This is a genomic window from Actinokineospora sp. NPDC051303 (genome assembly GCF_055586285.1).
Genome location: NZ_JBVJIN010000075.1, coordinates 1 through 22,843 on the forward strand (window position 1 = coordinate 1; position 22,843 = coordinate 22,843).

The 22,843-nt window shown below is 68.8% G+C and carries 24 protein-coding genes; 5 read left to right on the plus strand and 19 right to left on the minus strand.

The window, feature by feature from the left end:
• Positions 1-564: 564 nt before the first annotated feature.
• From nusB to ACZ6SD_RS30840, 3 genes are read right to left on the minus strand one after another with little or no spacing between them, the layout of a single operon-like run.
• Positions 565-984 carry a transcription antitermination factor NusB gene (nusB, locus tag ACZ6SD_RS30830; RefSeq protein WP_465320536.1) on the minus strand — a complete coding sequence of 140 codons (420 nt, stop codon included), beginning with the start codon at positions 982-984 and terminating at the stop codon, positions 565-567.
• A 1-nt stretch (position 985) separates the two neighbouring features.
• On the minus strand, positions 986-1,549 hold the full coding sequence (efp, locus tag ACZ6SD_RS30835) for an elongation factor P (RefSeq protein ID WP_465320537.1): 564 nt from the start codon (positions 1,547-1,549) through the stop codon (positions 986-988).
• 40 nt (positions 1,550-1,589) lie between these two features.
• The gene (locus tag ACZ6SD_RS30840) at positions 1,590-2,681 is read right to left on the minus strand and encodes a M24 family metallopeptidase (RefSeq protein ID WP_465320538.1); all 1,092 of its coding nucleotides are present in this window, start codon (positions 2,679-2,681) and stop codon (positions 1,590-1,592) included.
• A 62-nt stretch (positions 2,682-2,743) separates the two neighbouring features.
• Here ACZ6SD_RS30840 and ACZ6SD_RS30845 point away from each other — a divergent pair, with 62 nt between their 5' ends.
• Positions 2,744-3,172, plus strand: coding sequence for a B-4DMT family transporter (locus ACZ6SD_RS30845; protein ID WP_465320539.1), 429 nt, complete (start codon positions 2,744-2,746; stop codon positions 3,170-3,172).
• Between the two features lie 234 nt (positions 3,173-3,406).
• On the opposite strand, the gene ACZ6SD_RS30850 is transcribed toward ACZ6SD_RS30845, so the two are convergent.
• From ACZ6SD_RS30850 to aroC, 5 genes are all read right to left on the minus strand, one after another.
• Positions 3,407-4,915, minus strand: coding sequence for a glycoside hydrolase family protein (locus ACZ6SD_RS30850; protein ID WP_465320540.1), 1,509 nt, complete (start codon positions 4,913-4,915; stop codon positions 3,407-3,409).
• 155 nt (positions 4,916-5,070) lie between these two features.
• Complete coding sequence (gene aroQ / locus ACZ6SD_RS30855) at positions 5,071-5,502, minus strand: type II 3-dehydroquinate dehydratase (protein ID WP_465320541.1); 432 nt, start codon at positions 5,500-5,502, stop codon at positions 5,071-5,073.
• Positions 5,499-6,605: a 3-dehydroquinate synthase gene (aroB, locus tag ACZ6SD_RS30860; RefSeq protein WP_465320559.1), complete on the minus strand. Its 1,107-nt coding sequence runs from the start codon at positions 6,603-6,605 to the stop codon at positions 5,499-5,501. Before aroB ends, aroQ begins: the two co-directional genes overlap by 4 nt.
• A gap of 50 nt (positions 6,606-6,655) precedes the next feature.
• Positions 6,656-7,162, minus strand: a complete 507-nt coding sequence (locus ACZ6SD_RS30865; protein WP_465320542.1) for a shikimate kinase — start codon at positions 7,160-7,162, stop codon at positions 6,656-6,658.
• On the minus strand, positions 7,159-8,349 hold the full coding sequence (gene aroC / locus ACZ6SD_RS30870; protein WP_465320543.1) for a chorismate synthase: 1,191 nt from the start codon (positions 8,347-8,349) through the stop codon (positions 7,159-7,161). The genes ACZ6SD_RS30865 and aroC overlap by 4 nt, the downstream gene beginning before the upstream one ends.
• Before the next feature lie 381 nt (positions 8,350-8,730).
• Here aroC and ACZ6SD_RS30875 point away from each other — a divergent pair, with 381 nt between their 5' ends.
• The gene (locus tag ACZ6SD_RS30875) at positions 8,731-9,699 is read left to right on the plus strand and encodes a hypothetical protein (RefSeq protein ID WP_465320544.1); all 969 of its coding nucleotides are present in this window, start codon (positions 8,731-8,733) and stop codon (positions 9,697-9,699) included.
• A gap of 73 nt (positions 9,700-9,772) precedes the next feature.
• On the opposite strand, the gene ACZ6SD_RS30880 is transcribed toward ACZ6SD_RS30875, so the two are convergent.
• The 11 genes from ACZ6SD_RS30880 to ACZ6SD_RS30930 form a co-directional block, all read right to left on the minus strand.
• The gene (locus ACZ6SD_RS30880; RefSeq protein WP_465320545.1) at positions 9,773-10,474 is read right to left on the minus strand and encodes a prepilin peptidase; all 702 of its coding nucleotides are present in this window, start codon (positions 10,472-10,474) and stop codon (positions 9,773-9,775) included.
• Between the two features lie 462 nt (positions 10,475-10,936).
• Positions 10,937-11,779, minus strand: coding sequence for a shikimate dehydrogenase (locus tag ACZ6SD_RS30885; RefSeq protein WP_465320546.1), 843 nt, complete (start codon positions 11,777-11,779; stop codon positions 10,937-10,939).
• The gene (gene mltG, locus ACZ6SD_RS30890; RefSeq protein ID WP_465320547.1) at positions 11,769-12,959 is read right to left on the minus strand and encodes an endolytic transglycosylase MltG; all 1,191 of its coding nucleotides are present in this window, start codon (positions 12,957-12,959) and stop codon (positions 11,769-11,771) included. Before mltG ends, ACZ6SD_RS30885 begins: the two co-directional genes overlap by 11 nt.
• Entirely contained in the window at positions 12,956-13,450 is a 495-nt protein-coding gene (gene ruvX / locus ACZ6SD_RS30895) for a Holliday junction resolvase RuvX (protein ID WP_465320548.1), read from the minus strand. The genes mltG and ruvX overlap by 4 nt, the downstream gene beginning before the upstream one ends.
• Positions 13,447-16,110, minus strand: a complete 2,664-nt coding sequence (gene alaS / locus ACZ6SD_RS30900; RefSeq protein ID WP_465320549.1) for an alanine--tRNA ligase — start codon at positions 16,108-16,110, stop codon at positions 13,447-13,449. The genes ruvX and alaS overlap by 4 nt, the downstream gene beginning before the upstream one ends.
• Positions 16,111-16,174: 64 nt before the next feature.
• Entirely contained in the window at positions 16,175-16,483 is a 309-nt protein-coding gene (locus ACZ6SD_RS30905; RefSeq protein WP_465320550.1) for a hypothetical protein, read from the minus strand.
• Positions 16,480-16,905, minus strand: coding sequence for a DUF948 domain-containing protein (locus ACZ6SD_RS30910; RefSeq protein ID WP_465320551.1), 426 nt, complete (start codon positions 16,903-16,905; stop codon positions 16,480-16,482). Before ACZ6SD_RS30910 ends, ACZ6SD_RS30905 begins: the two co-directional genes overlap by 4 nt.
• A gap of 147 nt (positions 16,906-17,052) precedes the next feature.
• Positions 17,053-18,384, minus strand: coding sequence for a replication-associated recombination protein A (locus ACZ6SD_RS30915; RefSeq protein WP_465320552.1), 1,332 nt, complete (start codon positions 18,382-18,384; stop codon positions 17,053-17,055).
• A gap of 19 nt (positions 18,385-18,403) precedes the next feature.
• Positions 18,404-18,604: a DUF397 domain-containing protein gene (locus ACZ6SD_RS30920; RefSeq protein ID WP_465320553.1), complete on the minus strand. Its 201-nt coding sequence runs from the start codon at positions 18,602-18,604 to the stop codon at positions 18,404-18,406.
• On the minus strand, positions 18,601-18,807 hold the full coding sequence (locus ACZ6SD_RS30925; RefSeq protein ID WP_465320554.1) for a DUF397 domain-containing protein: 207 nt from the start codon (positions 18,805-18,807) through the stop codon (positions 18,601-18,603). The genes ACZ6SD_RS30920 and ACZ6SD_RS30925 overlap by 4 nt, the downstream gene beginning before the upstream one ends.
• A gap of 6 nt (positions 18,808-18,813) precedes the next feature.
• Positions 18,814-19,677 (minus strand): helix-turn-helix domain-containing protein, encoded by an 864-nt coding sequence (locus tag ACZ6SD_RS30930; RefSeq protein ID WP_465320555.1) that lies wholly within the window; start codon positions 19,675-19,677, stop codon positions 18,814-18,816.
• A 126-nt stretch (positions 19,678-19,803) separates the two neighbouring features.
• Between ACZ6SD_RS30930 and ACZ6SD_RS30935 the strand changes: the two genes are divergently transcribed.
• The 3 genes from ACZ6SD_RS30935 to ACZ6SD_RS30945 all read left to right on the plus strand — a co-directional run bounded on the left by ACZ6SD_RS30935 (position 19,804) and on the right by ACZ6SD_RS30945 (position 22,717).
• Positions 19,804-20,034, plus strand: coding sequence for a hypothetical protein (locus ACZ6SD_RS30935; RefSeq protein WP_465320556.1), 231 nt, complete (start codon positions 19,804-19,806; stop codon positions 20,032-20,034).
• Between the two features lie 264 nt (positions 20,035-20,298).
• Positions 20,299-21,429, plus strand: a complete 1,131-nt coding sequence (gene sfnG / locus ACZ6SD_RS30940) for a dimethylsulfone monooxygenase SfnG (RefSeq protein WP_465320557.1) — start codon at positions 20,299-20,301, stop codon at positions 21,427-21,429.
• Positions 21,430-21,508: 79 nt separating this feature from the next.
• Positions 21,509-22,717 carry an acyl-CoA dehydrogenase family protein gene (locus ACZ6SD_RS30945; RefSeq protein ID WP_465320558.1) on the plus strand — a complete coding sequence of 403 codons (1,209 nt, stop codon included), beginning with the start codon at positions 21,509-21,511 and terminating at the stop codon, positions 22,715-22,717.
• The last annotated feature ends 126 nt before the right edge of the window (positions 22,718-22,843 follow it).

The following is a 22,843-nucleotide window of genomic DNA, read 5'->3' on the forward strand; positions in this document are numbered from 1 at the left end:
CTCGATGGGGTGGAGTGGTTTCTTTGGGGCCCCTACGAAGGAAGATCCCGTCGTGGGAAAGACGGGTGGGGAGCCTTCGGCCCCACGACCACAGCAAGTTTAGGGATCTTCCTTCACCCCCAAAGAAACCACTCCACCCCATCGAGCACTGGGCGAGCGTCGGTTCGGCCTGGTTGGGGGCGGGTTCGCTGCTCTACCCCATCGAGCACCTGGCAGGGTTCGTGCGGCTTCGTTGGGGGCGGGTGACAGGAACGCAGGGCTTGGCAAGAAGGCTGGGCTGGCAACAGAGCGACCTGGCAGGAACGCGGGGCTGGCAGGAAGGCCGGGCTGACCCCACACAAAGGCCACTCAACCGCCCCAGCCACGACCGCGACAAACCTTGATTTGCCGCCCCACAGCCCCACAACAAAGCCCCACCCACCCTGGGGGCTGACCCCGCTCCAGTCTATCAAGCCAGGCCGACAAACCAGGTGAGAACGATCTTGCCTGTGGATAACTCGCGATCATGGAACGCGGCGGGGGCGGCGGCTGCCCTCGTGGGCTGCGGGGTGATCTTTGGGGAGGTCAGAGGGTGGCTCGTAGGCGGTCGGCGATGCCGCCTATGCGCCCCAGGACGCCGTTGACGAATCGGGGGGAGTCGTCGGTGGAGAGGGACTTGGCTAGTTGGACTGCCTCGTCTATCGCTACCGCGTCGGGGACGTCTTGGGCCCACAGGAGTTCGTAGAGGCCCAAGCGGAGGACTGCCAGGTCTACGGCGGGCATGCGCTTGAGCGACCAACCCTCGGCGTGTTCGGTCAGCAGTTCGTCTATCCGGGTCCGGTGTGCGGTCACGCCTTCCACCAGGGTGATGGTGTAGTCGTTGACCGGTGGGACGTCCGGGGACCCGACCCGGTCGGCCAGGAGGGTGACCGGGTCGGCGCCGCGGACGGCGGCCTCGAAGAGGAGGTCCACCGCGCGCTTGCGGGCCTTGCTGCGAGCACCCACGTCAGCTGCTGACCCGGCCGAGGTAGCGCCCGTCGCGGGTGTCGACCTTGACCTTTTCGCCGGTGGTGACGAACAGGGGGACCTGGATCTCGGCGCCGGTCTCCAGCTTCGCGGGCTTGGTGCCGCCGGTGGAGCGGTCGCCCTGCAGGCCGGGGTCGGTGTGCTCGATGACCAGCTCGACCGAGGTGGGCAGCTCGATGAACAGCGGCACGCCCTCGTGCGAGGACACGATCGCGGTGCCGTTCTCCAGCAGGAACCGCGACTGCTCGCCGACGACCTCGGCGGTGATCGAGATCTGCTCGAAGGTGTCGCCGTCCATGAAGACGTACTCGGAGCCGTCGTTGTAGAGGTAGGTCATCTCGCGGCGGTCCACGGTGGCCGTGTCGACCTTGACGCCCGCGTTGAACGTCTTGTCCACGACCTTGCCCGTCATCACGTGCTTGAGCTTGGTCCGCACGAAGGCCGGGCCCTTGCCGGGCTTGACGTGCTGGAACTCGGTGACGGTCCAGAGCTGGCCTTCGAGGTTGAGCACCAGGCCGTTCTTCAGGTCGTTGGTCGAGGCCACTGGCTGGATCTCCTGTTTATCGCGCGCATGGGTGATCGTCTCAGACGACCATGAGCTGCTTGGTGGTCAGCGTGAGGAGTTCGGGACCATCGTCCCGCACGACAAGCGTGTCCTCGATGCGGACTCCGCCCCTGCCGGACAGGTACACACCCGGCTCGACGGTGACCGCCATTCCGGCCGAAAGTGTACCTTCGCCGGTTTTCGCGAGGCTGGGTGCCTCGTGGATCTCCAGGCCGACGCCGTGGCCGAGGCCGTGGGAGAACTCGGCTCCCCGCCCCGCCCGCTCGATCACGTCGCGGGCGGCCGCGTCCACGTCGCGGACCGCGGCTCCCGGGCGCAGCGCGGCCCGGCCAGCGGCCTGCGCGGCGGCGACGAGGTCGTAGACCTCGCGCTGCCAGCCGGCTGGCTCGCCGAGGACCACGGTGCGGGTCATGTCCGAGTGGTAGCCGTCGACCAGGGCGCCGAAGTCGAGCTTCACGAAGTCGCCGACGCCCAGCACGGCGTCGGTGGGACGGTGGTGCGGGATGGCCGAGTTGGCGCCCGCGGCGACGATCGACTCGAACGCGCGGCCAGTCGCGCCGTGGTCGAGCATCCGGCTCTCCAGCTCCCGGGCGACCTCGCGCTCGGTGCGGCCGGGGCGCAGGCCGCCGTGCTCGATGAGGTTCGCCAGCGCGCGGTCGGCCGCGGCGCACGCCATGCGCAGCGCCTCGACCTCGGCGTCGTCCTTGACCAGCCGCAGCCGCTCGACCAGGTTCGGCGCGCGGGTCAGCTCGACGGACCCGGCGGCGTCGGCGAGGGCGTCGAGGCCGTCCACGGTGACGTGCTGGCTCTCGAACCCGACCCGCCCCAGCCCGTCCTTGGCGGCGCGGGCGGCGAGCGCGAGGGCGCTGGCCCGTTCGATGACGCGCTCCAGCTCGGGCACCTGGGTCGCGGACTGCTGGAGGTAGCGGCCGTCGGTGCAGAAGACGCTGTGCTCGTCGTCGGCGGCGTGGACGAGCAGCGCGCCGTTGGAGCCGGTGAACCCGGTCAGGTAGCGCACGTTGAGCAGGTCCACGACGAGCAGCGCGTCGAGTCCCGCGTCCCGGAGGCTGGTGCGCAGCGCCGTGCGGCGGCGCAGGTGCGAGTCGGGCATATCCGCGAGCTTACGACCGGCCGCGCTCGCCGCGCCGCACCCGCCGGAACTACGCTGCGGCAATGCGAACGTGGCTGCTACGCGGCGCCGTCTTGGCGGTGGTGCACGCCGCTGTGGCCGTGGCGGTGGCGGCGCTCAAGGCGAGTGACCCGACCGGGCGAACCACGATCGAGGGACTGGCCCTGGGGGTGCTGGTCGGCGTGGCCGCGGTCTGGGCCGCGGTCGACGGCTGGCTCGACGTGCCGGACCGGGGACGGGCCTGGGTGCTCGCGGCGCTCGTCGCGGGTTGGGGCGCGGCGGTGCTGGGCGTGGTCGGGCGGGCGGCCTTGGTGGACCAGACCGGTGTGAGCGCGCTGGGGCAGGCGCTGACCGGCGGGGCGGCGTTCACCGCGCTGCTGGTGCTGGTCCCCGCCGGGCTGGGCCTGCTGGTCGGCCCCCGATTGGGCGGCACGCGCCGCGCGGAGGACGGGGACGAGACCGCCGCCCGCTGAGCCCGGCGGCTTCGGAGCTGTCCGTGGTTCGGGGTCGGGTTCAGGCTGCGGGGAATCGTTCGGACCACGACGATTGCGAGCCTGTGCTGGGCTCGACGCCGTCAGCGCGGCCGCGAGACCGGGGCGCGATTCACGGTCGAATCGGTGAGTCCGGATGCCGACGAATCGGGCCGACACAACGACATCAGGGCCACCGAAGGGTGCGCGGCTCCTGCCCGCGGGGCCTGGGCGCTGTCAGCGGGCGGCCAAGTCGGGGCCGCGGCGGTAGGAGTCGAACTCGTTCGGGGGCACCGGGGTTATCGGGGACGAGTTGAGGGCGGCGACGGCCGGATCGGTGATCGGCCACAGTCTGCCGTCGTCCAGGACGAAGCCGACGCGGGAGTCGGCTCGGACCACGGGGGCCGACGCGGTCAGGCGGGCGGCGACCGGGACGCGGTCCAGCGCGGGGACGCGGTGGTCGAGGACGCGGACCGCCAGTTTCTCGGCCACCGAGCGGCGCTCGACGCGGACCAGGGCACCGTCGCGGACCAGGTCGATGGTGCGCTGCGGCGACGGCATCGCGAAGCCCTCCAGGGCCTTGAGCGCGCGGGCGGGCTCGGCGCACGCTCCGCTGCCGGTGACGTCGGCGCCGAACATCATCAGGTCGGTCGGCGCCGCGCCGAAGCGGGTGGCGCGCACCAGGTCGATCGGCACCCGGTCGCAGGGGGCGTCCACCGACAGCGGGGCGTGGCCCTCGGGGCCGCGGACGAGGCCGGGACCTTCCTGCCAGGGGCCGGGGATCAGCACCGGCTTGTAGGGCGCGCGGCGGAAGTCGCGGTCCCAGAACGTGATCGTCGTGCCGTCCTGGGTCTCGTGGGCGATGGCGAACGCGTCGAGGGCGGCGACCCACATGAAGTCGACGCTAAACGCGTCGACCACCGAGCGGAGCCTGCCCGCGGTGCTGGACGCCTTGCGGAACCCGCCCGGGCTCAGGATCTCCACGCCGCTGGCGAACGTGGGGTCCTTGGAGCGCAGCACGAACTGGCCCGCGCCGTTCCAGCCCGCGTCGCGGCCGGTGGTGTCGGTGAACATCAGGTGGAACCAGCCGTCGAGGTAGACGGCGGCGGGCTGGCCGGTGCCGTAGACGTTGTCGCGGGCGACGTCGTGGGAAGCGGTCACGATCGGTTTGCCGCCGTTGGCCCGGGTCCACGTGCGGCCGTCGCGGCTGGTGGCGAGGCCGATGGCGTTGCCGTGGGCGTGGTCGCCCGCCGCGCCGGTGTAGTACAGGTAGTAGGTGCCGCCGACGCGGATCACCGAGGGGTCGCAGGTGTGCATGGCGTCGAACCCGCCGCCGCCGCTGAACACCGCCAGCGCGGGCGAGCCGTCCGGGCCGGTGTAGGGGCCACCGGACGTGGGGGCCTCGGCGAGCAGGATGTCGTCGCCCGGCGGAACTGCTGCGCCGAGCTGGCTGCACCACCACATGCGGTACTTGCCGTTCTCGACCATGAGCGTCGGCCCGTAGTTGTAGACCGAGTCGACGCCACCGGCGGCGACCACGCCCGGGCTCTGCCGGGGCCGGTCGGTGCCCAGGGTCACCTGGTCGGGGGTCGGCTCCTGGCTCGGCGCGGCGGCTGGCACGGGCGAGGCCTGCGCCGGGCGCGGCATCTCCCCCTCGGCGACCGTGGTGCAAGCCGAGGCGCCGAGCCCGACGAGGGTCGCGAACACCGCGGCGACGCGGTGGAATCGCCATGGCCGGGTGGGCATGCTGGGTGGGGACCTCCGTGCCGGTAACGAGGGTGGTTCAGTGTAAAGATCACCCAACCGGGGGTACCCAGGGTCGGCGGAGGTGAGGCATGGACCACACTCCGCTCCGACGTCACCAGCGATAACTCACCCGACCGGGGGATGTCGGGGGCTTTTCAGCGGGCGTTGGCGGCGAGCCAGCGGAGCGCGAGCGCGTAGCCGTCGACGCCGAGGCCGACGATCACGCCCGCCGCGATCTCAGAGATGTAGCTCTTGTGCCGGAACTCCTCGCGCTTGTGCACGTTCGAGATGTGCACCTCCACCAGCGGGGCGGTGAGCTGGGCGGCGGCGTCGCGGACGGCGATGGAGTAGTGGGTCCACGCGCCCGCGTTGAGCACGACCGGGGTGTCGGTCTCGGCGGCCTCGTGCAGCCAGCCGAGCATCTCGCCCTCGTGATCGGTCTGCCGCACCTCGACGTCGAGTCCCAGCTCGCGGCCGGTGTCCACGCACAGCCGCACCAGGTCGGCGTGGGTGGTGCTGCCGTAGATCGCCGGTTCGCGGGTGCCGAGCCTGCCGAGGTTCGGGCCGTTGAGCACGAGCGTCCTCACAGCAGCACCCCGCCCTTGCCGGTGGGCTCGGCCGCCACGGCCGAGTAGGCGGCGGCGAGCAGCGCCGGGTCCGGGCCCTCCAGCCGGGCGGGCTTGGCGAGACCGTCGAGGACGACGAAGCGCAGCACGCCGGACTTGGTCTTCTTGTCGGTGAGCATTCCCTCGATGAGCTGGGGCAGCGCGTCGGCGTCGTAGCTAACCGGCAGGCCGATCGAGGTGAGGATCGAACGGTGGCGGTCGGCGGTGGCGTCATCGAGCCTGCCCGCGAGGCGGGCGAGTTCGGCGGCGAAGACCAAGCCGACGCTCACGGCCGCGCCGTGGCGCCAGCGGTAGCGCTCGCGGCGCTCGATGGCGTGGGCAAGGGTGTGGCCGTAGTTCAGGATCTCGCGCAGGCTGGACTCGCGCAGGTCGGAGGCGACGACGTCGGCCTTGACCTGGATCTTGCGGCGGATCAGCTCGGCGATGACCTCGCCCTCGGGGTCGAGGGCGGCGGCTGGGTCGGCCTCGATCAGGTCGAGGATCACCGGGTCGGCGATGAACCCGCCCTTGATCACCTCGGCCATGCCGGAGATCAGCTCGTTGCGCGGCAGGGTGGTCAGGGTGGCCAGGTCGACCAGGACAGCGGCGGGCTCGTGGAAGACGCCGACGAGGTTCTTGCCCGCGTCGGTGTTGATGCCGGTCTTGCCGCCGACGGCGGCGTCGACCATGCCCAGCAGCGTGGTCGGCACGTTGACCAGCCGCACGCCGCGCATCCAGGTGGCGGCGACGAACCCGGCGAGGTCGGTGACCGCGCCGCCGCCGAGCGCGACGACCGTGCCGTCGCGGTCGAGGCCGATGCGGCCGAGGACCTCCCAGCAGAACGCGGCAACCGAGAGCGCCTTGCCGTCCTCGGCGTCGGGGATCTCGACGCGGTGCGCGTCGATCCCGGCGGCGGCCAGCTCGTCGCGGGTGGCTTCCGCGGTCGCGGCGAGGGTCGGCTGGTGGATGATGGCGACCTTGGACGAGTCGCGGACGGCCTCGATCAGCTCATCGAGCAGGCCCGTGCCGATGACGACGTCGTAGGGCTTGCCGGTGGCGACCCGGATGCGCGCGGGTTGCACGATCACACTCTCCTCAGCGGCCGTTGGGCGGCCTCTCGGGGCGTCGGTTGCCGCTATGGGCGCAGCTCGCCGACCAGTCGGGTGACGATCTCATCGGGCGGCGATGAGTCGGTGGACACTTCGACGGTGGCGACCTCCCGGTAGAGCGGGAGGCGCGCGTCGAGGAGTTCCTTGAACTTGGCGCGCGGGTTGACCCCGGCGAGCAGGGGCCGCGCGGTGGACAGCCCGGTGCGGCGGACCCCTTCGGCGAGGCTGACGTTGAGGAAGACCACGGTGTGGCCCGCCAGCGACGCCCGGGTGGCCGGGGACAGGATCGCGCCGCCGCCGAGGGAGAGGACGCCGGGGTGCTCGGCCAGCGCGGCAGCCACGGCGTGTTCCTCGGCGGCGCGGAAAGCCGGTTCGCCGTCCTGGGTGAAGATGTCGCTGATCGGCTTGCCCACGGCGGCGACGATGTCGTCGTCGGTGTCGCGGAACGCCACCCCCAGCGCGGCGGCCAGCGCCTCGCCGATGGTGGTCTTGCCCGCCCCCGGCGGCCCCACGACGACCGCGACGGGCTTCACCAGCGGTCGCGCAGCGCGTCGAGGTAGCCCTCGACGTTGCGCTTGGTCTCGGCCAGCGAGTCGCCGCCGAACTTCTCCAACGCGGCCTCGGCCAGCACCAGCGCGACCACCGACTCCAGCACCACGCCCGCGCGCGGCACCGCGCACACGTCGGACCGCTGGTGGATCGCGACGGCGGGCTCGCCGGTGACGACGTCAACGGTGGACAGCGCGCGCGGCACGGTGGAGATCGGCTTCATCGCCACCCGGGCGCGCAGCGGCTCGCCGTTGGTGATGCCGCCTTCGAGCCCACCCGCCCGGTTCGACCGCCTGCTGACCCCGGTGACGGAGCCCTGGTCGCGGTCAATTTCGTCGTGCGCCTGGCTGCCCCACCGGCGCGCGGTGGTGAAGCCGTCGCCGATCTCGACGCCCTTCATGGCCTGCACGCCCATGAGCGCCCCCGCCAGCCGCGCGTCGAGGCGGCGGTCCCAGTGCACGTGGGACCCCAGGCCCGGCGGCAGGCCGTAGGCGATGACCTCGATGACCCCGCCAACGGTGTCGCCAGCCTTCTTGACGGCCTCGACCTCGGCGACCATCGCGTCGGTGGCCTCCTGGCTGAACGCGCGCACCGGGCTCTCGTCAATGGCGGCGAGGTCGCCCGGCCCCGGGGTGGGGCCTTCGGGTGCGACGGCTCCGCCGATGGACACGACGTGGCTGACCACTTCGACACCGAGCAACTGCCGCAGGAACGCGCGGGCCACGGTCCCGAGCGCGGTGCGGCCCGCAGTTTCCCGGGCACTGGCGCGTTCGAGGACGGGCCGGGCCTCATCGAAGCCGTACTTCTGCATGCCGGGCAGGTCGGCGTGCCCGGGCCGCGGCCGGGTCAGCGGCTCGTTGCGGCCCAACTCGGCGAGTTCGGCCGGGTCCACCGGGTCGGCGGACATGACCTTCTCCCACTTGGGCCACTCGGCGTTGTCGATGTGCACCGCGATCGGCCCGCCCTGGGTCAGCCCATGCCGGACACCGCCGAGAAACTCCACCTTGTCGGTCTCGAAGCCCATCCGGGGACTGCGCCCGAACCCGAGCCTGCGGCGGGCCAACTGCTCGCCAAGATCGGTGGTGGTGACCTCGACACCGGCGACCATGCCCTCCAGCACGGCGACCAGCGCGGGTCCGTGTGACTCTCCAGCGGTAATCCAACGCAGCACGGCACAGATCCTGTCATGTCGACCCCACTCCCCCGCGCCCGGCCGCGACCACGAACCTGCAGGTGAGACGGGACGCACTCGCTCTTGTCCGACCCCCGGACGTAGTTCGCCGAACGGCGAACAGCTTTAGGGGCGACAACATCAGGGTCGGGGTAATTCAGTCGGCTCCGGCCAGGCCACACTTGAGTCCTGCCCAGTCGGCAGGAACTGCGCTCGAGGGGGCAAAGGTCTCCTCAGGGTAGGAACGCTGGTTAAGCGACGGAAACTGGTCAAACGTCGGGACAAATATCCTCGAAGCCAAGCAGCCACATACCCATAATTTCGACCGTATTTGACATCTTCCAAAGGCGCAAGATCTCCTTGATATGAAAGGTCGACAGAATGGCAGAATCCGATGAGCATCGGTTTGTCACCAGCTGCTTTCTCGACATTGTCGATAAGTTGTCGAAGTCGAAACTGTATGGGTACCGCGAAGCCGAGAGAGGCGGCTTTGACTTCGCCTGCACGCTTCTCCGCGATCGCAGTCGAGCACTCGTCGGCCAGACACTAACCCGTCATGCCGAAGGAATTGAGAAGGACCTCAATTGGCTCCTATTCTCAGACGATGCGGAACTTCCCATTTACCTCTTCGCCGGCTCGACACGAAACGAAGCCCGAATTAATGAAGTTCTTCATCGCGCGCAACGCAAACTCCCGAACCGCACTGCACTTCTTCGATTGTTCAGGTATCCAGCAGATTTCGACGCAGACAAAGATGACCACAGGTCCGCAGTGGAGAACATCCTTCGCGTTCAAATACTGGACGATCTGCTACTGAACGTGCTCTTCGGCAACTTGTCAAGCATTGATATCCGATTTTTCTTGCAAATCACCGGCATTCCTGGTCTAACCTTGGCTACGCTCGAACAAGTAGCAAGTCAAGGATTTTTCAATGTGCCCCACTTGGCCAAACCGCTGCAAACAAATCCCTCCACGCTCAGACCGAGGCTCCAAGGGCTCGTTACTGCTGGCATGTTTGAAATGATGGACGGCGCATCCTTCTACAGGGCTACGACACGCGCCCGCGTATTTCTCAAAGTCTGCAATATGCTTGCCACCGAGAAAACTGTCAACCAAGAACTCGCCTTCGTCTTAAATCGCCTGCACTTGGCACCACACGGCTTCACGGAAGTTGGCGTGGCGACACCGGAAGAATTTCTTCAACTTGGCAGCGACCCAATGGGCACACTCCGCCGTCTTGCATTCGAGGTTCACCATGCGCGAACTCAATTTGGAGCATTAATATCTGGCGGGCCGTACTACCCGAAAGAGTTGAACGTCCCTGGCGATAGAAGATGGATAGGACGATAAGGGAGATTTAGTTCGCAGTCACCACCGGAAGCAACTCTTTCGTCGAACCCGGGCGGGTTGATCTTTTCGGATACTAGAAATGGACAGGAAACATCGCCAGGAGGCAGGTGGCGGCGAGTAAGCCTGGGCCGTGCGGCACTCCGGTGCGCCATTGCGGGCGGCGGCAGGACACGTGCAGGAGCAGGGTGGTCGCGGAGGCAAGCAGTGGGGCCAGGATCAGGGCCTCGGGGCCTAGCGCGCCCAGGACTGCGCCGAGGCTTGGGGCGAGTTTGACGTCGCCTGCGCCGAGGGCCGTGGGGCGCCAGAGGTGGACGACGGCGTGGAAGGCCGCGAAGACCAGGCTGCCTATGAGCGCGGCGTGGATGAGGGCGGCGCCGGGGCCGGTGAAGGCGGCGACGCCTAGGACCGCCAGGGCGATGGGGATCGCGGGGATGGTTAGGGCGTCAGGTAGGCGTCGGTGGCGTAGGTCTACGACGGCGAGCGCGACGGCGAACCAAGTCAGCAGGGCGAGGGTCGGCAGCCACCACGCGGGCACAGCTCCTGCCTGCCAACGGGCGGCCGCGCACGACCACAGGGCGGCAGTGGGTAGCTCGCAGGAGCCCGGTGGGGCGGTGGCGCCTCTGGCGAGTCGCTTGAGCAGGAAACGGGCGCTTGCTCCTGCCAAGAGTCCGCCGACAGCGCCGATGCCGATGACGGTGAGATGACCGGGAAAGAAAAGAAGAGTGGCAATGGTGAGGACTGCGGCGAAAGTCAGGGGAACCGCGTAAGAGGTCACCGGGTAAGAGAGCACAGAGAGTCGAGCGACGTTTCTCAGCGGGATGGAAATCCTCGGCTGGGCTGGAGTCGCGGGCCACCGAGCACGGTTTCCGGAACGTGCGTCGAGCAGGGAAGGGGTGTGAGGTTCGTGCGCGATGCGAGACTCACCCGTCCCGGGAGGTCGGCGAACCACAGGAGGTTCACAAGGCGCGGAAGACTCGGAGGCGGTGTGAGGTCTGCGAACCGCGGGAGATCCCGGGGCGGGGCAGGGATCGCGGAAGCCTTGGATTCCGGGGCCACTGCGGATTTTGGGCGCGGTAGGGCCGGGAAGGGGCTTGAAGGACGGAGTTGGGACGACGGAACGAGTGGTGTGGGTCATGGCTGCTCCTTTGTTCGCTTTCCACGTTAGCGAACTGGTGTTCGAGGGGCAGTCGCACGATCGGGTGGGGATGGTTGTTTGACGAGTGGGGTGAAATGTGCTTTAGAGAGGGAGCGGGAGGATTCCGCCGGTTTTCTCGTGGAGGGCGGCGCGCATGGCCTCGCGGGGGGCGGGGTGGCCGGTGAACTGCTCTACCTGGCCGAAGGCCTGGTGCAGGAGCATGTCCAGGCCGGTGGCGAGGTGGCCGCCGGTGGTGGCGACGGCTTCCGCGAGGGGAGTCGGCCAGGGGTGGTAGATGACGTCGAGGATGAAGGGGGCTTGGGCCAGGGCTTGGGCGATGGGAGCGGTGGCCGTGGTGGGGGCGGTGTTGATCAGCACGTCGGTGGACTTGGCCAGGGTGGCGAAGTCGGTGTCCGACCAGCGTTCAACGCGTAGGGGAAGACCTAGGCGGGCGGCGCACTCGATGGCCTCGGTGGCGCGGCTTGGGTCGCGGACCACGACTGTGGCGGAGTGCAGGCCCAGGTCCGCGAAGGCGGCTAGGGCCGCGCAAGCGGTGCCGCCAGCGCCCAGGATCACGCCGGAATCTCCGGTGGGGAAGCCGGAGGCTCGGAGAGCGCCGGTCACGCCGTCGATGTCAGTGCAGTCCGCGTGCCAGCCGTCCGGGTGGTGGACCAGGGTGTTCGCGGCGCCTACCGCGGTGGCTCTTGGGGTTACTACCGTGGCCGCGGATAGGGCGGCGCGTTTGCCGGGCATGGTCACTGAGAGACCTGCCCATTCCGGGCCTAGGTCCGCCACCAAGCCGGGGAGGCGTTTCTCGTCGCACTCTATGCGGTCGTAAGTCCACGGGAGGTCCAACGCCTGGTAGGCGGCGTTGTGCAGGACGGGTGAGAGGGAGTGGGCTACCGGTGAGCCCAAGACGCCCGCGCGGCGGATCTCAGTAGGCATCGTTGTCTTGGGCCAGCTTCACGTTGGCGTTGTGCTGGGGCAGCGTGTCGGCGAAGCACGACGTGCCGTCCTTCTGGCAGCGGACGAAGAACAACCAGGTGCCAGGGGCTGGATTGGCCGCCGCCTCCAGCGCCTCGCGGCTGACGGCGGCGATGGGGGTCGGGGGGAGGCCGGTGACCTTGTAGGTGTTGTAGGGGCCCACCTTGTCGCGGTCTTCGGACTTCGTGGTGATGGTGGGGCGGTCCAGGACGTAGTTGACCGTGGAGTCGTACTCCAACTGCATGCCCTGGGCCAGGCGGTTATAGGTAACCCGGGCGACCTTGCCGAAGTCGGGGGCGATGGCCTCGCGTTGCACCAGGGAACCCATGATCAGGACCTGGTAGGGGGTGAAGCCGCTGGTGGCGGCCAGGTTGGGCATGCCGAAGCTCTGCAACCGGGCCGACGAGTCAGCGATGATCTTCTTCCACAGCTCCTCCGCCGTGGAGCCGGGGCGGACCTCGTAGACGTCGGGCATGATCAGGCCCTCAAGCCTGCGCTTGGGCTCGGGGGCCCGGGAAGCGTCCGGCACCGCCCAGTCCGGGACGCCCAGCGCGGCCAGGTCCGCTGTCTCGGAGACCTTGCGCAGCTCTTCGACCGGCACGCAGGTGCTCTTGCCGTTCAACTGCGCGCAAGACGCCTTGGAGAGCAGAGACAAGATCCCGGGGGTGACGTTGTTGCCGTTGGTGATGTCATCGAACTGGGTGCCCGCGCGGATCTGCAGGTTCCCGACCCGCGACGCCGGGTCGACGATCTTGGCCACGGCGTCCTGGCCGGAGACCTTGGTGCGCATGACGTAGTAGCCGGGCTGCACCGAGCGGATCTTCGACTCGGACTCCGCCGCCGCGATGAACGCCTTGGGGCTGGCGACGACGCCGTCGTCGGAGAGTCGGTTGGCGATGGTGGCGGTGCTGTCGCCGCCCTTGACCTCGACCACGATGTCGGTCTCGCCCGGGCCGGTGAAGTCGTCGTAGCCGCCGATGTCGGCGAGCTGTCGCAGCCCGTACCAGACGCCGCCCGCGATGAGCAGGACGAAGACCAGGCCGAACACGGCCAGCTTCACCCGCTTGCGGTCGGGCTTGCTGTCCTGCGATCCCTTGCCGCGGCGTTCCTGCTCCTCGAACAGGCCGAGATCGTCGCTCATGAGTCCGCCTCCGCAGATCGGGCGAGCGCCGCCGACCGGGCGTCGAGCCACGCTTGAAGGATCTCCACGGCCGCGGCCTGGTCCACGACGGCGCGTTGCCGCTTGCCGCGGACCCCGCGCTGGCTGAGCATCCGGGAGGCCGAGACCGTGGTCAGCCGCTCGTCGGCGAGCCGCACGGGGACGGGAGCCACCCGCTTGGCGAGTTCGGTGGCGTAGGCGTGCGCGCCCTGGGCCGCGACACCGTGGCGCGCGGCGAGGGTCCTGGGCAATCCGACCACCACTTCGACCACCTCGTGCTCGGCGACGAGTTCGGCGAGCTGGTCGAGGTCGCGGCCCGACCGCTCGTCGCGATCCAGCGTAACGAGGGGAGTCGCGAGGATGGGAGCCGGATCGCTCAGGGCGACCCCGACGCGCACGGAGCCGACGTCCACGGCGAGCCTGCGGCCACGCCCTGGGTCGTCGGCTCCGGGCCGGTCCAGCTTCGGGTTCACGAGCCGTCCAACGCCCTGCGCAGGGCGTTCACCGCCTCACCGATGCCGCCTGCGTTCGCACCGCCGCCCTGGGCCAGGTCGGGCTTGCCGCCGCCGCGGGCCTCGATGGCGGCGGCGAAGGACGGGACGAGCTTGCCCGCGGCGATGCCGTTGTCCCGGGCGGTCGAGGTGGTGGCGACGACGAAGGCGACCTTGTCGCCGTCGGCGGAGAACAGGGCGACCACGCCGGGGCGCGCGCCGAGGCGGTTGCGCACCTCGACGGCCAGGGAGCGCAGGTCGCCGCCGCCCACGCCATCGGGCACCTGCAACGCCACAAGGGAGGTGCCGTTGACGTCCTCGGCCTTGTCGGCCAAGGTGCCCGCGGACGACAGGAGCTGTCCGGCGCGGAGCTTCTCCAGCTCCTTCTCGGCGGTGCGCAGCCGCTCGATCAGGGCCTCGACCCGGCCGGGCACCTCGACGTCGGGCACCTTGAGCATGGCGGCGAGGTTCTGCACAAGAGCGCGTTCCTTGGCCAGGTAGCGCATGGCGTCCATGCCTACGTAAGCCTCTAGGCGGCGGCTACCGGAGCCCACAGAGGACTCACCGAGCAGGGTGATGGGGCCGATTTGCGAAGAGTGCTCGACGTGCGTGCCACCACACAGCTCGCGCGACCAGGGGCCGCCGATCTCCACGACGCGGACCGTCTCGTCGTAGGTCTCGCCGAAGAGGGCGACCGCGCCGAGTTCCTGGGCGCCGCCCATGTCGGTGTAGACGACCCGGACGGGCAGGTCCTTGCGCACGGCGAGGTTGGAGACCTCTTCGATCTCGCTGCGGGTCTCCGGCGACAGGGCGCTGGACCAGGCGAAGTCGAGCCGCAGGTAGCCCGGCTTGTTGTAAGAGCCGCTCTGCAGCGCTGTCGGGCCGAGCACCTCGCGGAGGGCGGCGTGGACGACGTGGGTGCCGGAGTGGCCCTGGCGGGCGCCGACGCGCCACTCGGGGTCGACGTTGGCCTCGACGTGCTGGCCCTCGGTGATCTCGCCGCTGCGGACGCGCACCTGGTGCACCCACAGCTTGCGGGCGACCTTCTGCACGTCGAGGACTTCCAGTTCGACGCCAAGGCCGGTGATGGTGCCCGCGTCGCTTTCCTGGCCGCCGGACTCGGCGTAGAGGGGCGTGCGGTCGAGGACGACCTCCACGATGTCGCCCTCGGCGGCCCCGGAGATCCGCTGTCCGTCGCGGATGAGGCCGCGCACGGTGGCCTCGGCGGACAGCGACTCGTAGCCGACGAACTCAGTGGCTCCCTGGGCAAGAAGCTCGCGGTAAACCGACTGGTCGCCGTGACCGGTCTTGCGGGAGGCGGCGTCGGCCTTGGCGCGGGCGCGCTGCTCGGCCATGAGGGCGCGGAAGCCGTCCTCGTCCACCGAGAGGCCCTTCTCGGCGGCCATCTCCAGCGTCAGGTCGATCGGGAAGCCGTAGGTGTCGTGGAGCTGGAAAGCCTTGTCGCCGGGCAGGAGAGCGCGGCCATCGGCTTTGATCTGCTCGGCGGCGAGGTCGAAGATCTTGGACCCGCTGGCCAGGGTGGCGAGGAAGGTCTCCTCTTCCTTGCGCATCACGGACTCGATGCGCGGGAAGTCGGTGGCCAGTTCCGGGTAAGAGGGGGACATAGTGTCGCGCACGACAGCGGCGAACTCGCCCAAGACCGGCTCGGTGACGCCAAGGAGGCGGACAGAGCGGACGATGCGGCGCAAGAGGCGGCGCAACACGTAACCGCGAGCCTCGTTGCCGGGGGTGACGCCATCGGCGATGAGCATCATGCCGCTGCGGGCGTGGTCGGCGATGACCCGGAAGCGGACGTCGTCCACGTGGTTGCCGCTGCCGTAGCGGCGGCCGGACATCTCCTCGGCCTTGCCGATGACCGGGCGGACCAAGTCGGTCTCGTAGACGTTCTCGACGCCCTGGAGCAGGGTGGCGACCCGCTCGATGCCCATGCCGGTGTCGATGCTCTTGGCGGGAAGCTCACCGAGGATCGGGAAGTCGGTCTTACCGTGGCCCTCACCGCGCAGGTGCTGCATGAAGACCAGGTTCCAGATCTCCAGGTAGCGGCTCTCGTCGGCGACTGGGCCGCCTTCGGCTCCGTGCTCCGGGCCCCGGTCGAAGTAGATCTCCGAGCACGGGCCGGACGGGCCGGGCACGCCCATCGACCAGTAGTTGTCGACCATGTCGCGGCGCTGGATGCGCTCGGCGGGCAGCCCGGCGATCTCCTGCCACAGGGCCAGGGCCTCGTCGTCGTCCTCGTAGACGGTGGCCCAGAGGCGGTCGGGGTCGAGGCCGTAGCCGCCATCGGCCTGGCTGGTGGTGATCAGCGTCCAGGCGTGCTTGATGGCGTCGGCCTTGAAGTAGTCGCCGAAGGAGAAGTTGCCCGCCATCTGGAAGAACGTGTTGTGCCGGGTCGTCTTGCCGACCTCGTCGATGTCGCCGGTGCGCACGCACTTCTGCACGCTGGTGGCGCGCGGGTACGGCGGCGGGACGTCACCGAGGAAGTACGGCTTGAACTGCACCATGCCCGCGTTCACAAACAGCAGGTTGGGGTCTTCCAGAATCAGGGAAGCGCTGGCGACCTGGGTGTGGCCGGTGCTCTTGAAGTAATTCAGGAAGCGATTGGAAATCTCGTGGGTCTGCACGGTCTCGGGTCCTCAACTGATCAGGGTTCGACGGGCTGCGGCACGGCGAACGGCGAAGGCTGGCTCAGCCGTTCGCCCGGCGCGCTCGCGCGTCGGCGGAGCGGCGAGGCCGGTCCGCGCCGAGGGCGTGGCGGGCCCCGGGGGTGACGCCGGAGCGGCGCTCGACCGCGTCGGTGAGTTCCTCTTCCCGTTCCAGCATGCCCGCGCGCACGTCGGCGCCAAACGCGCCGACCGCTCCGGCGAGTTCGCGCACAGCGTCGCCGAGGTTGCCCGCGATGCCCGCCGGGGTCACGGCGTGGGCGGTGTCGCGGGCCTTGCGGGACAGAGCGATGCCGGTGGCGACGCCGACGCCGAGCCAGAACATGCGCTTCACGACCGGGCTCCGCGTCGCTTGCCGCCCCGCTTGACGGGCCGGGAGTGCTTGCCCTCGATCTCGCCCTTGGCCTTCTTGCGGCGCGCGCGCAGAGCCTTGCTCACGCCGTAAGACAGCGCGGCGGCCTTGACCAGCGGGCCGCCAAGCGTGGCGGTGAACACCGAGGTAAGCGCGGAGACGTTGCCGGTGACGGCCTGGGCGTTGGACGTGATGCCGTCGACCCGCTCAAGCTGGGTGTTGACGTGCGTCAGCGTGGTGTTGGCCCCGGTGAACAGCGGGTCGCTGTTCTGGTGGGCCTTGCGGATCGCGATGGTGGCCTCGTCAAGGGTGCGGCCGAGCTTGAACAGCATGATGCCCAGCAGCACGACCAGCAGGACGAAAGCGCCCGCGGCCACCAGCGCGGCGATCTGGCCTGCTGTCACTAGCCCTCCTCATCGCTGACGCCGCCGGACGGCGGCGTGTGATCGGCGACAGGTTACCGCGCCGTATCGGAGCGGGCTTTCCGGACCTTGCGTTAGAAAGCATGCCCCTCGGTCGCGCGGGCGCGCGACCGGTTTGCGGCGCGCATATCAGCCGCCGCGGATGAGCCTGCGGAGCTTGGGGACGCGTTCGGCGAGGTGGCGTTCCGCGCCGCGCTGGGTGGGCTCGTAGTAGTCGCGGCCGCGCAGCTCATCGGGCGGGTACTGCTGGGCGAGGACGCCTTCTGGAACGTCGTGCGGGTAGCGGTAGCCGGTGGCGTTGCCGAGCTTCTTCGCGCCCGCGTAGTGGCCGTCGCGCAGGTGGGCGGGGACCAGGCCCGCCGCGCCCGCGCGGACGTCGGCCATGGCGCTGTCGATGGCGGTGATGACGGCGTTGGACTTGGGCGCGGTGGCCAGGTGGACGGTCGCCTGGGCCAGGGCGAGCCTGCCCTCGGGCATCCCGATGAGCTGCACGGCCTGGGCGGCGGCGACGGCGGTCTGCAGGGCGGTGGGGTCGGCCATGCCGACGTCCTCGCTGGCGTGCACGACGAGACGGCGGGCGATGAAGCGCGGGTCCTCCCCCGCCTCGATCATGCGGGCCAGGTAGTGCAGCGCCGCGTCGACGTCGGAGCCGCGGATGGACTTGATGAAGGCGCTGATCACGTCGTAGTGCTGGTCGCCGGAGCGGTCGTAGCGGACGGCGGCCTTGTCCACGGTGGCCTCGACGGTGGCCAGGTCGATCTCGCCGCCGCGGGTGGCGAGGGCGGAGTCTGCGGCGGCTTCGAGGGCGGTGAGGGCGCGGCGGGCGTCGCCGCCGGCGAGCCGGACGATGTGCGCCTCGGCGTCGGCGTCGAGGGTGACCGAGCCCGCGAGGCCGCGTTCGTCGGCGACGGCGCGGCGGACGAGGGCCTGGATGTCGGTGTCGGTCAGCGGGTGCAGCTGGAGCACCAGCGAGCGGGACAGCAGCGGGGAGACCACGGAGAAGAACGGGTTTTCCGTGGTGGCGGCGACGAGCAGGACTATTCGGTCTTCGACAGCGCCGAGCAGGGCGTCTTGCTGGGTGCGGGAGAAGCGGTGGACCTCGTCAATGAAGAGGACGGTGGACTCACCGGAGTGCGTGCGGCGCTTGCGGGCCTCTTCGATGACGGCGCGGACCTCTTTGACGCCTGCCGAGAGGGCGGAAAGCGCGACAAAGCGTCTGCCGATAGCGGAAGAGACCAGGGTGGCGAGAGTGGTCTTACCGGTTCCCGGTGGGCCGTAGAGCAGGATCGACGCGGGGGCGGCTCCCTCGACCAGGCGGCGCAGGGGCGCGCCGGGGCCGAGGAGGTGGTCCTGGCCGAGGACCTCGTCCAGGGTGGCTGGGCGCATCCGCACGGGGAGCGGCGCGCTCGGGGCCGCCCGGTTGCCGGTGGGCGTGTCGAAAAGGTCGAACTCCTGTTCCACGGGGTTCGACGCTACTCGCTCACACCGACAGGTCGAACCGGCCGCTCTTGGCGTCGGTGAGGAACGCGGACCAAGAGCCGGTGGCGAGGTTCAGGGCGCCACCCGCGCGGTTCTTGGTGTCGCGGACGCCTGTCGCGGCGGCGGTAAGCCGCACCTCGACGCAAGCCTCCTCGGCCGCACCGCTACGGCTGCTCTTGAACCAACCAGTGTCCCGGTTCATGACAGATCGAACCGACCGCTCTTGGTGTCGGACAGGAACGCGCCCCAGGAACCGGTGGCCAGGTCAAGAGCGCCACCGACACGGTTCTTGGTGTCCCGGACACCAACGGCCGAAGGGGTAAGCCGCACCTCCACGCACGTCTCGTCGGCCGCAGCGCTACGGCTGCTCTTGAACCAACCGGTGTCCCGTGCGTGGTCGCCCATTGACGCCTACTCCTTCGCAATCTGCTGGATCAAACGGCGAGAGTCCTTGCGGCTCAACGCCAACTCCCATGTCCGGTAGAACGCTCGAAGCATACTCTCAACCTCGGCCTCACCGTCGTAGTACATCGACGGTCCCGGGATCGCCGACGAGTACCCGACTGGCGTTCCGCGCTCACCGAAACCCAGGAGCCACAAACCGCGCCCGCGAGCGGGATTACCGTAGGTATCGTTGCGCAGCACGCGGATGTTCAGGTCGGGCAACTTGTCCAGTAGACCGAGCATGTGGATCAACTGCTCGCGCATAACCTCCGGGCTTCCCATGTTGGCACGCAAAGCGTCCTCGGTCATGACGAAGCGCATGATCCTGCGGTCTCCGACGTCGAGCATCCGCGCTTGCCTGTCCATGCGGAAGAACCATCGGTCCTCGCTCTGGACGTCGTTGGGCTGCCACCAAATGTCTTCGGCTTCGGCGAGCAGGGCCTGTACGTAACCCGGCGACTGGAGCAGGCCGGGGATGATGCCGGTCTCGAAGCAGTTGATCTCCGAGGCGGAGGCTTCCAGGTCCGCGAACCGGCGGTAGGCATCGGGGAGGTGGTCGATGTGCACCCGCCGCTTTTGGGTTCGGCGCGCGACCGCGCCTAGTTCCGTGACCGTGTCGCGTTCGGGGCCGGTGACCTCGTAGCAATCCAGTAGCTTCGCCAGGTCCTCTGGGCCGATAGTTGCCCTTCCGTCCTCCAGTTCCACGATGCGTGAGCGGACCTTGCCCACGGCGTCGGCGCCCGCCTGCTGCGTCTTCCCCGACTTCTCCCGCAACCGGCGCAGGACCAGACCCAGTTGCCTGCGTTCAAGTGTCGGCCGTGCGTGCCCCATGTCCGCCCCTTCTGTTCACTCCATCGGGACTTGCCGTAAGCCCGACTGTCGACCTAACATTACACTCCGACAGTCGGACTCCCAAGTCCGAGTGATAGGCAACTATAGGACACCAAAGGCGGAATCATGGCACTGATCACCCATCCAGGTGTGTCGATCGACATGTGGGTCGACATGACCGGGGACGTTCCCATGTGGTTCGACGCGACCAAGGTCGCCGACCACGCCACCCTCCACTTCGGACAGGTGAACGAATACGTCCTCACCATGAGCCGGGACGGCCTCGCCCGTCTCGTGGAACTCGCCAACCAGGCGATAGCCGAACTCGACACCCAGCCCGAGAGCACAGACGACTGACAAGGCTCCCGATTTCGGCGGGGGCGCCACAGCAAAAGTCTTCCCACCGTCTGGACGTACCCGATCAGCCGTTGACCCTGCGCGGCGGCGGGTGTTCCGATGGTGCGGTGTCCACGGTGAAGCCGGTCTTGCGCCTTACGAGGCGTCGGCATGTCGATTACGCCCGCGTGTGCGGGCAGGGTTGTCGACGCTGAGGTTTGTCCTCGGCCGGTTCATCGAGCAGGTTTCCCCTCGCGGGTCTGCTGACACTTCGGAGTCTTTCGCATGTCCCCTCAAGAACCTCTAGAGCCGTTGAAGTTCGCCTACTGGGTGCCCAACGTGAGCGGCGGGCTGGTCGTCAGCGGCATCGAGCAGCGCACCGACTGGTCTTACGAGTACAACAAGAAACTCGCTGTCCTCGCCGAGGACAACGGGTTCGAGTACGCGTTGAGCCAGGTGCGGTACATGGCCAGCTACGGCGCGGCCTACCAACAGGAGTCGACCAGTTTCAGCCTGGCGCTGCTGCTGGCCACCCAGCGGTTGAAGGTGATCGCCGCCGTGCACCCGGGACTGTGGCACCCGGGTGTGCTGGCGAAACTCGTCGCCACGGCCGACCACCTGTCCGGCGGGCGGGCGGCGGTGAACGTGGTGTCCGGGTGGTTCAAGGGCGAGTTCACCGCATTGGGTGAACCGTGGTTGGAGCACGACGAGCGTTACCGACGCTCGGAAGAGTTCATCCGGGTGCTCCGTGCCAGTTGGACGGAGGACGACGCCCAGTTCGCCGGGGACTTTTACCGGTTGCGTGGTTACGACCTCAAGCCCAAGCCGTTGTCGGCGCCGGGCAGGCCGCATCCGGAGATTTTCCAGGGCGGCAACTCCACAGCGGCGCGGGCGATGGCCGGGCGGGTGTCGGACTGGTATTTCAGCAACGGCAAGGACTTCGACGGGGTCACCGAGCAGATCACCGAAGTGAACGAGTCGACTCGGCGGCATGGGCGGACAGTTCGGTTCGGGCTCAACGGGTTCCTCATCGCCCGGGACACCGAGGCCGAAGCCAAGGAGACCCTGCGGGAGATCGTCGCGAAGGCCGATCCCGAGGCTGTGCGCGGATTCCGCGACGCCGTTCAGCAGGCGGGCAGTTCCACCGGCGACGGCAAGGGAATGTGGGCGGACTCGTCGTTCGAGGACCTCGTCCAGTACAACGACGGCTTCCGCTCGAAGCTCATCGGCACGCCGGAGCAGATCGCTTACCGGCTGGTCGAGTACCGCAAGCTCGGGGTGAACCTCGCCCTGCTCGGATTCCTGCACTACCACGAGGAAGTCGAGTACTTCGGCAAGAACGTGCTGCCGATCGTGCGCGCCCTGGAGGCCGACGCCGACCGCAGTGCCGCCACTGCCGAGCCGTTGGGCGTCTGACGCCCCTCTCTCTCCATCTCAGCGCTGGGGTTCTCAGCGCTCGTCGTCTGACGCCCGCTTACTTCAGAAAGGCACTGCTGTGACCACGACTGAGACCTGGTCGGAAACCGTCCCCACTACCGCCGCCGAGTGGCTGGAGCGCGCCGCGGAGGTGTCCGCGCTGCTTGCCGTGGACGCGGTAAGCCGGGACCGGGAGGCCAAGACCCCGTACGCGGAAGTCCAACTGCTCAAGGATTCCGGGCTGGTGACGCTGCTCGGGCCCGCCGAGCACGGTGGCGGTGGGCAGGAATGGCCTACCGCGTACCAGGTAGTGCGGGAGATCGCGAAGGCGGACGGCTCTATCGGGCAGCTCTTGGGCTACCACTATCTGTGGTTCTGGGCGGCGCGTCTGGTCGGCACGCCCGAGCAGATCGCGGCGGTGGAGGAACTGGCTACCGCTAACCGGTTGTTCTTCGGTGGAGCGGTGAACCCGCGCGACTCCGACGTGGTGATCACCGACGAGGGCGACACGATCGTCTACAACGGACGGAAGTCGTTCTCCACCGGCAGCAAGGTGTCCGACCTGACCGTGCTCGAAGGCGTGCTTGCGGGCACGGACAAGCACATCTTCGCGATCGTGCCGTCGAACATCGACGGGCTGACCTTCCACGACGACTGGGACAACATCGGGCAGCGGCTGACCGAGTCCGGCAGCGTGACCATCGACAACGTGCGGGTCGACTGGGCTTCCGCGGCGGGGTACGTGGACAAGGAGTTCACGCCGAAGGTCTACAACACGCTCAACGTGCCGACGATCCAACTCGTGTTCGTCAACTTCTATTTGGGCATCGCGCGCGGCGCGCTGGAGACCGCGCGGACCTACACCCGGGAGAAGGCCCGTTCCTGGCTGCACGGCGGGTACGAACGCGCGGTGGACGAGCCGTACGTACTCGACGTCTACGGCGATCTCACGTCGAAGCTGTGGGCTGTGGAGGCGTTGGCGGACCGGGTGGCCCAAGAGGGCCTAGTGATCCACCGGGACCCGGACGCGGTGACCGAGCGGGAGCGCGGGGAGCATGAGGTGCGGGTGGCGGCGGTGAAGGCTCGCGCGACTGAGGTGGCGTTGGAGATCACCAGCACGGTGTTTGAGGTGACTGGGGCGCGGTCGACGGCTTCTGGGGAGGGGCTGGACCGGTTCTGGCGCAACGTGCGCACGCATACGCTGCATGATCCGGTGGCTTACAAGCGGCGGGAGGTGGGGGTGTTCGTGCTGCGTGACGAGATTCCTGAGCCGACCTGGTATTCCTGACGGCTTCTGGGTTCCGTTGGGGCTGGGGTTCGTGGGGTTGCTCGATGGGGTGGAGTGGTTTCTTCGGGGCCCCTACGAAGGAAGATCGCCGTGTGAAAGACGGGTGGGATGCCTTCGGCCTCACAC

Coding starts and splice junctions, on each gene's coding strand:
- ACZ6SD_RS30840 (WP_465320538.1), bottom strand. CDS start 2,681: ATGCCCGACTCGCACCTGCGCCGCCGCACGGCGCTGCGCACCAGCCTC.
- ACZ6SD_RS30845 (WP_465320539.1), top strand. CDS start 2,744: ATGCGAACGTGGCTGCTACGCGGCGCCGTCTTGGCGGTGGTGCACGCC.
- ACZ6SD_RS30850 (WP_465320540.1), bottom strand. CDS start 4,915: ATGCCCACCCGGCCATGGCGATTCCACCGCGTCGCCGCGGTGTTCGCG.
- ACZ6SD_RS30875 (WP_465320544.1), top strand. CDS start 8,731: ATGGCAGAATCCGATGAGCATCGGTTTGTCACCAGCTGCTTTCTCGAC.
- ACZ6SD_RS30885 (WP_465320546.1), bottom strand. CDS start 11,779: ATGCCTACTGAGATCCGCCGCGCGGGCGTCTTGGGCTCACCGGTAGCC.
- mltG (WP_465320547.1), bottom strand. CDS start 12,959: ATGAGCGACGATCTCGGCCTGTTCGAGGAGCAGGAACGCCGCGGCAAG.
- ACZ6SD_RS30920 (WP_465320553.1), bottom strand. CDS start 18,604: ATGAACCGGGACACTGGTTGGTTCAAGAGCAGCCGTAGCGGTGCGGCC.
- ACZ6SD_RS30925 (WP_465320554.1), bottom strand. CDS start 18,807: ATGGGCGACCACGCACGGGACACCGGTTGGTTCAAGAGCAGCCGTAGC.
- ACZ6SD_RS30930 (WP_465320555.1), bottom strand. CDS start 19,677: ATGGGGCACGCACGGCCGACACTTGAACGCAGGCAACTGGGTCTGGTC.
- ACZ6SD_RS30935 (WP_465320556.1), top strand. CDS start 19,804: ATGGCACTGATCACCCATCCAGGTGTGTCGATCGACATGTGGGTCGAC.
- sfnG (WP_465320557.1), top strand. CDS start 20,299: ATGTCCCCTCAAGAACCTCTAGAGCCGTTGAAGTTCGCCTACTGGGTG.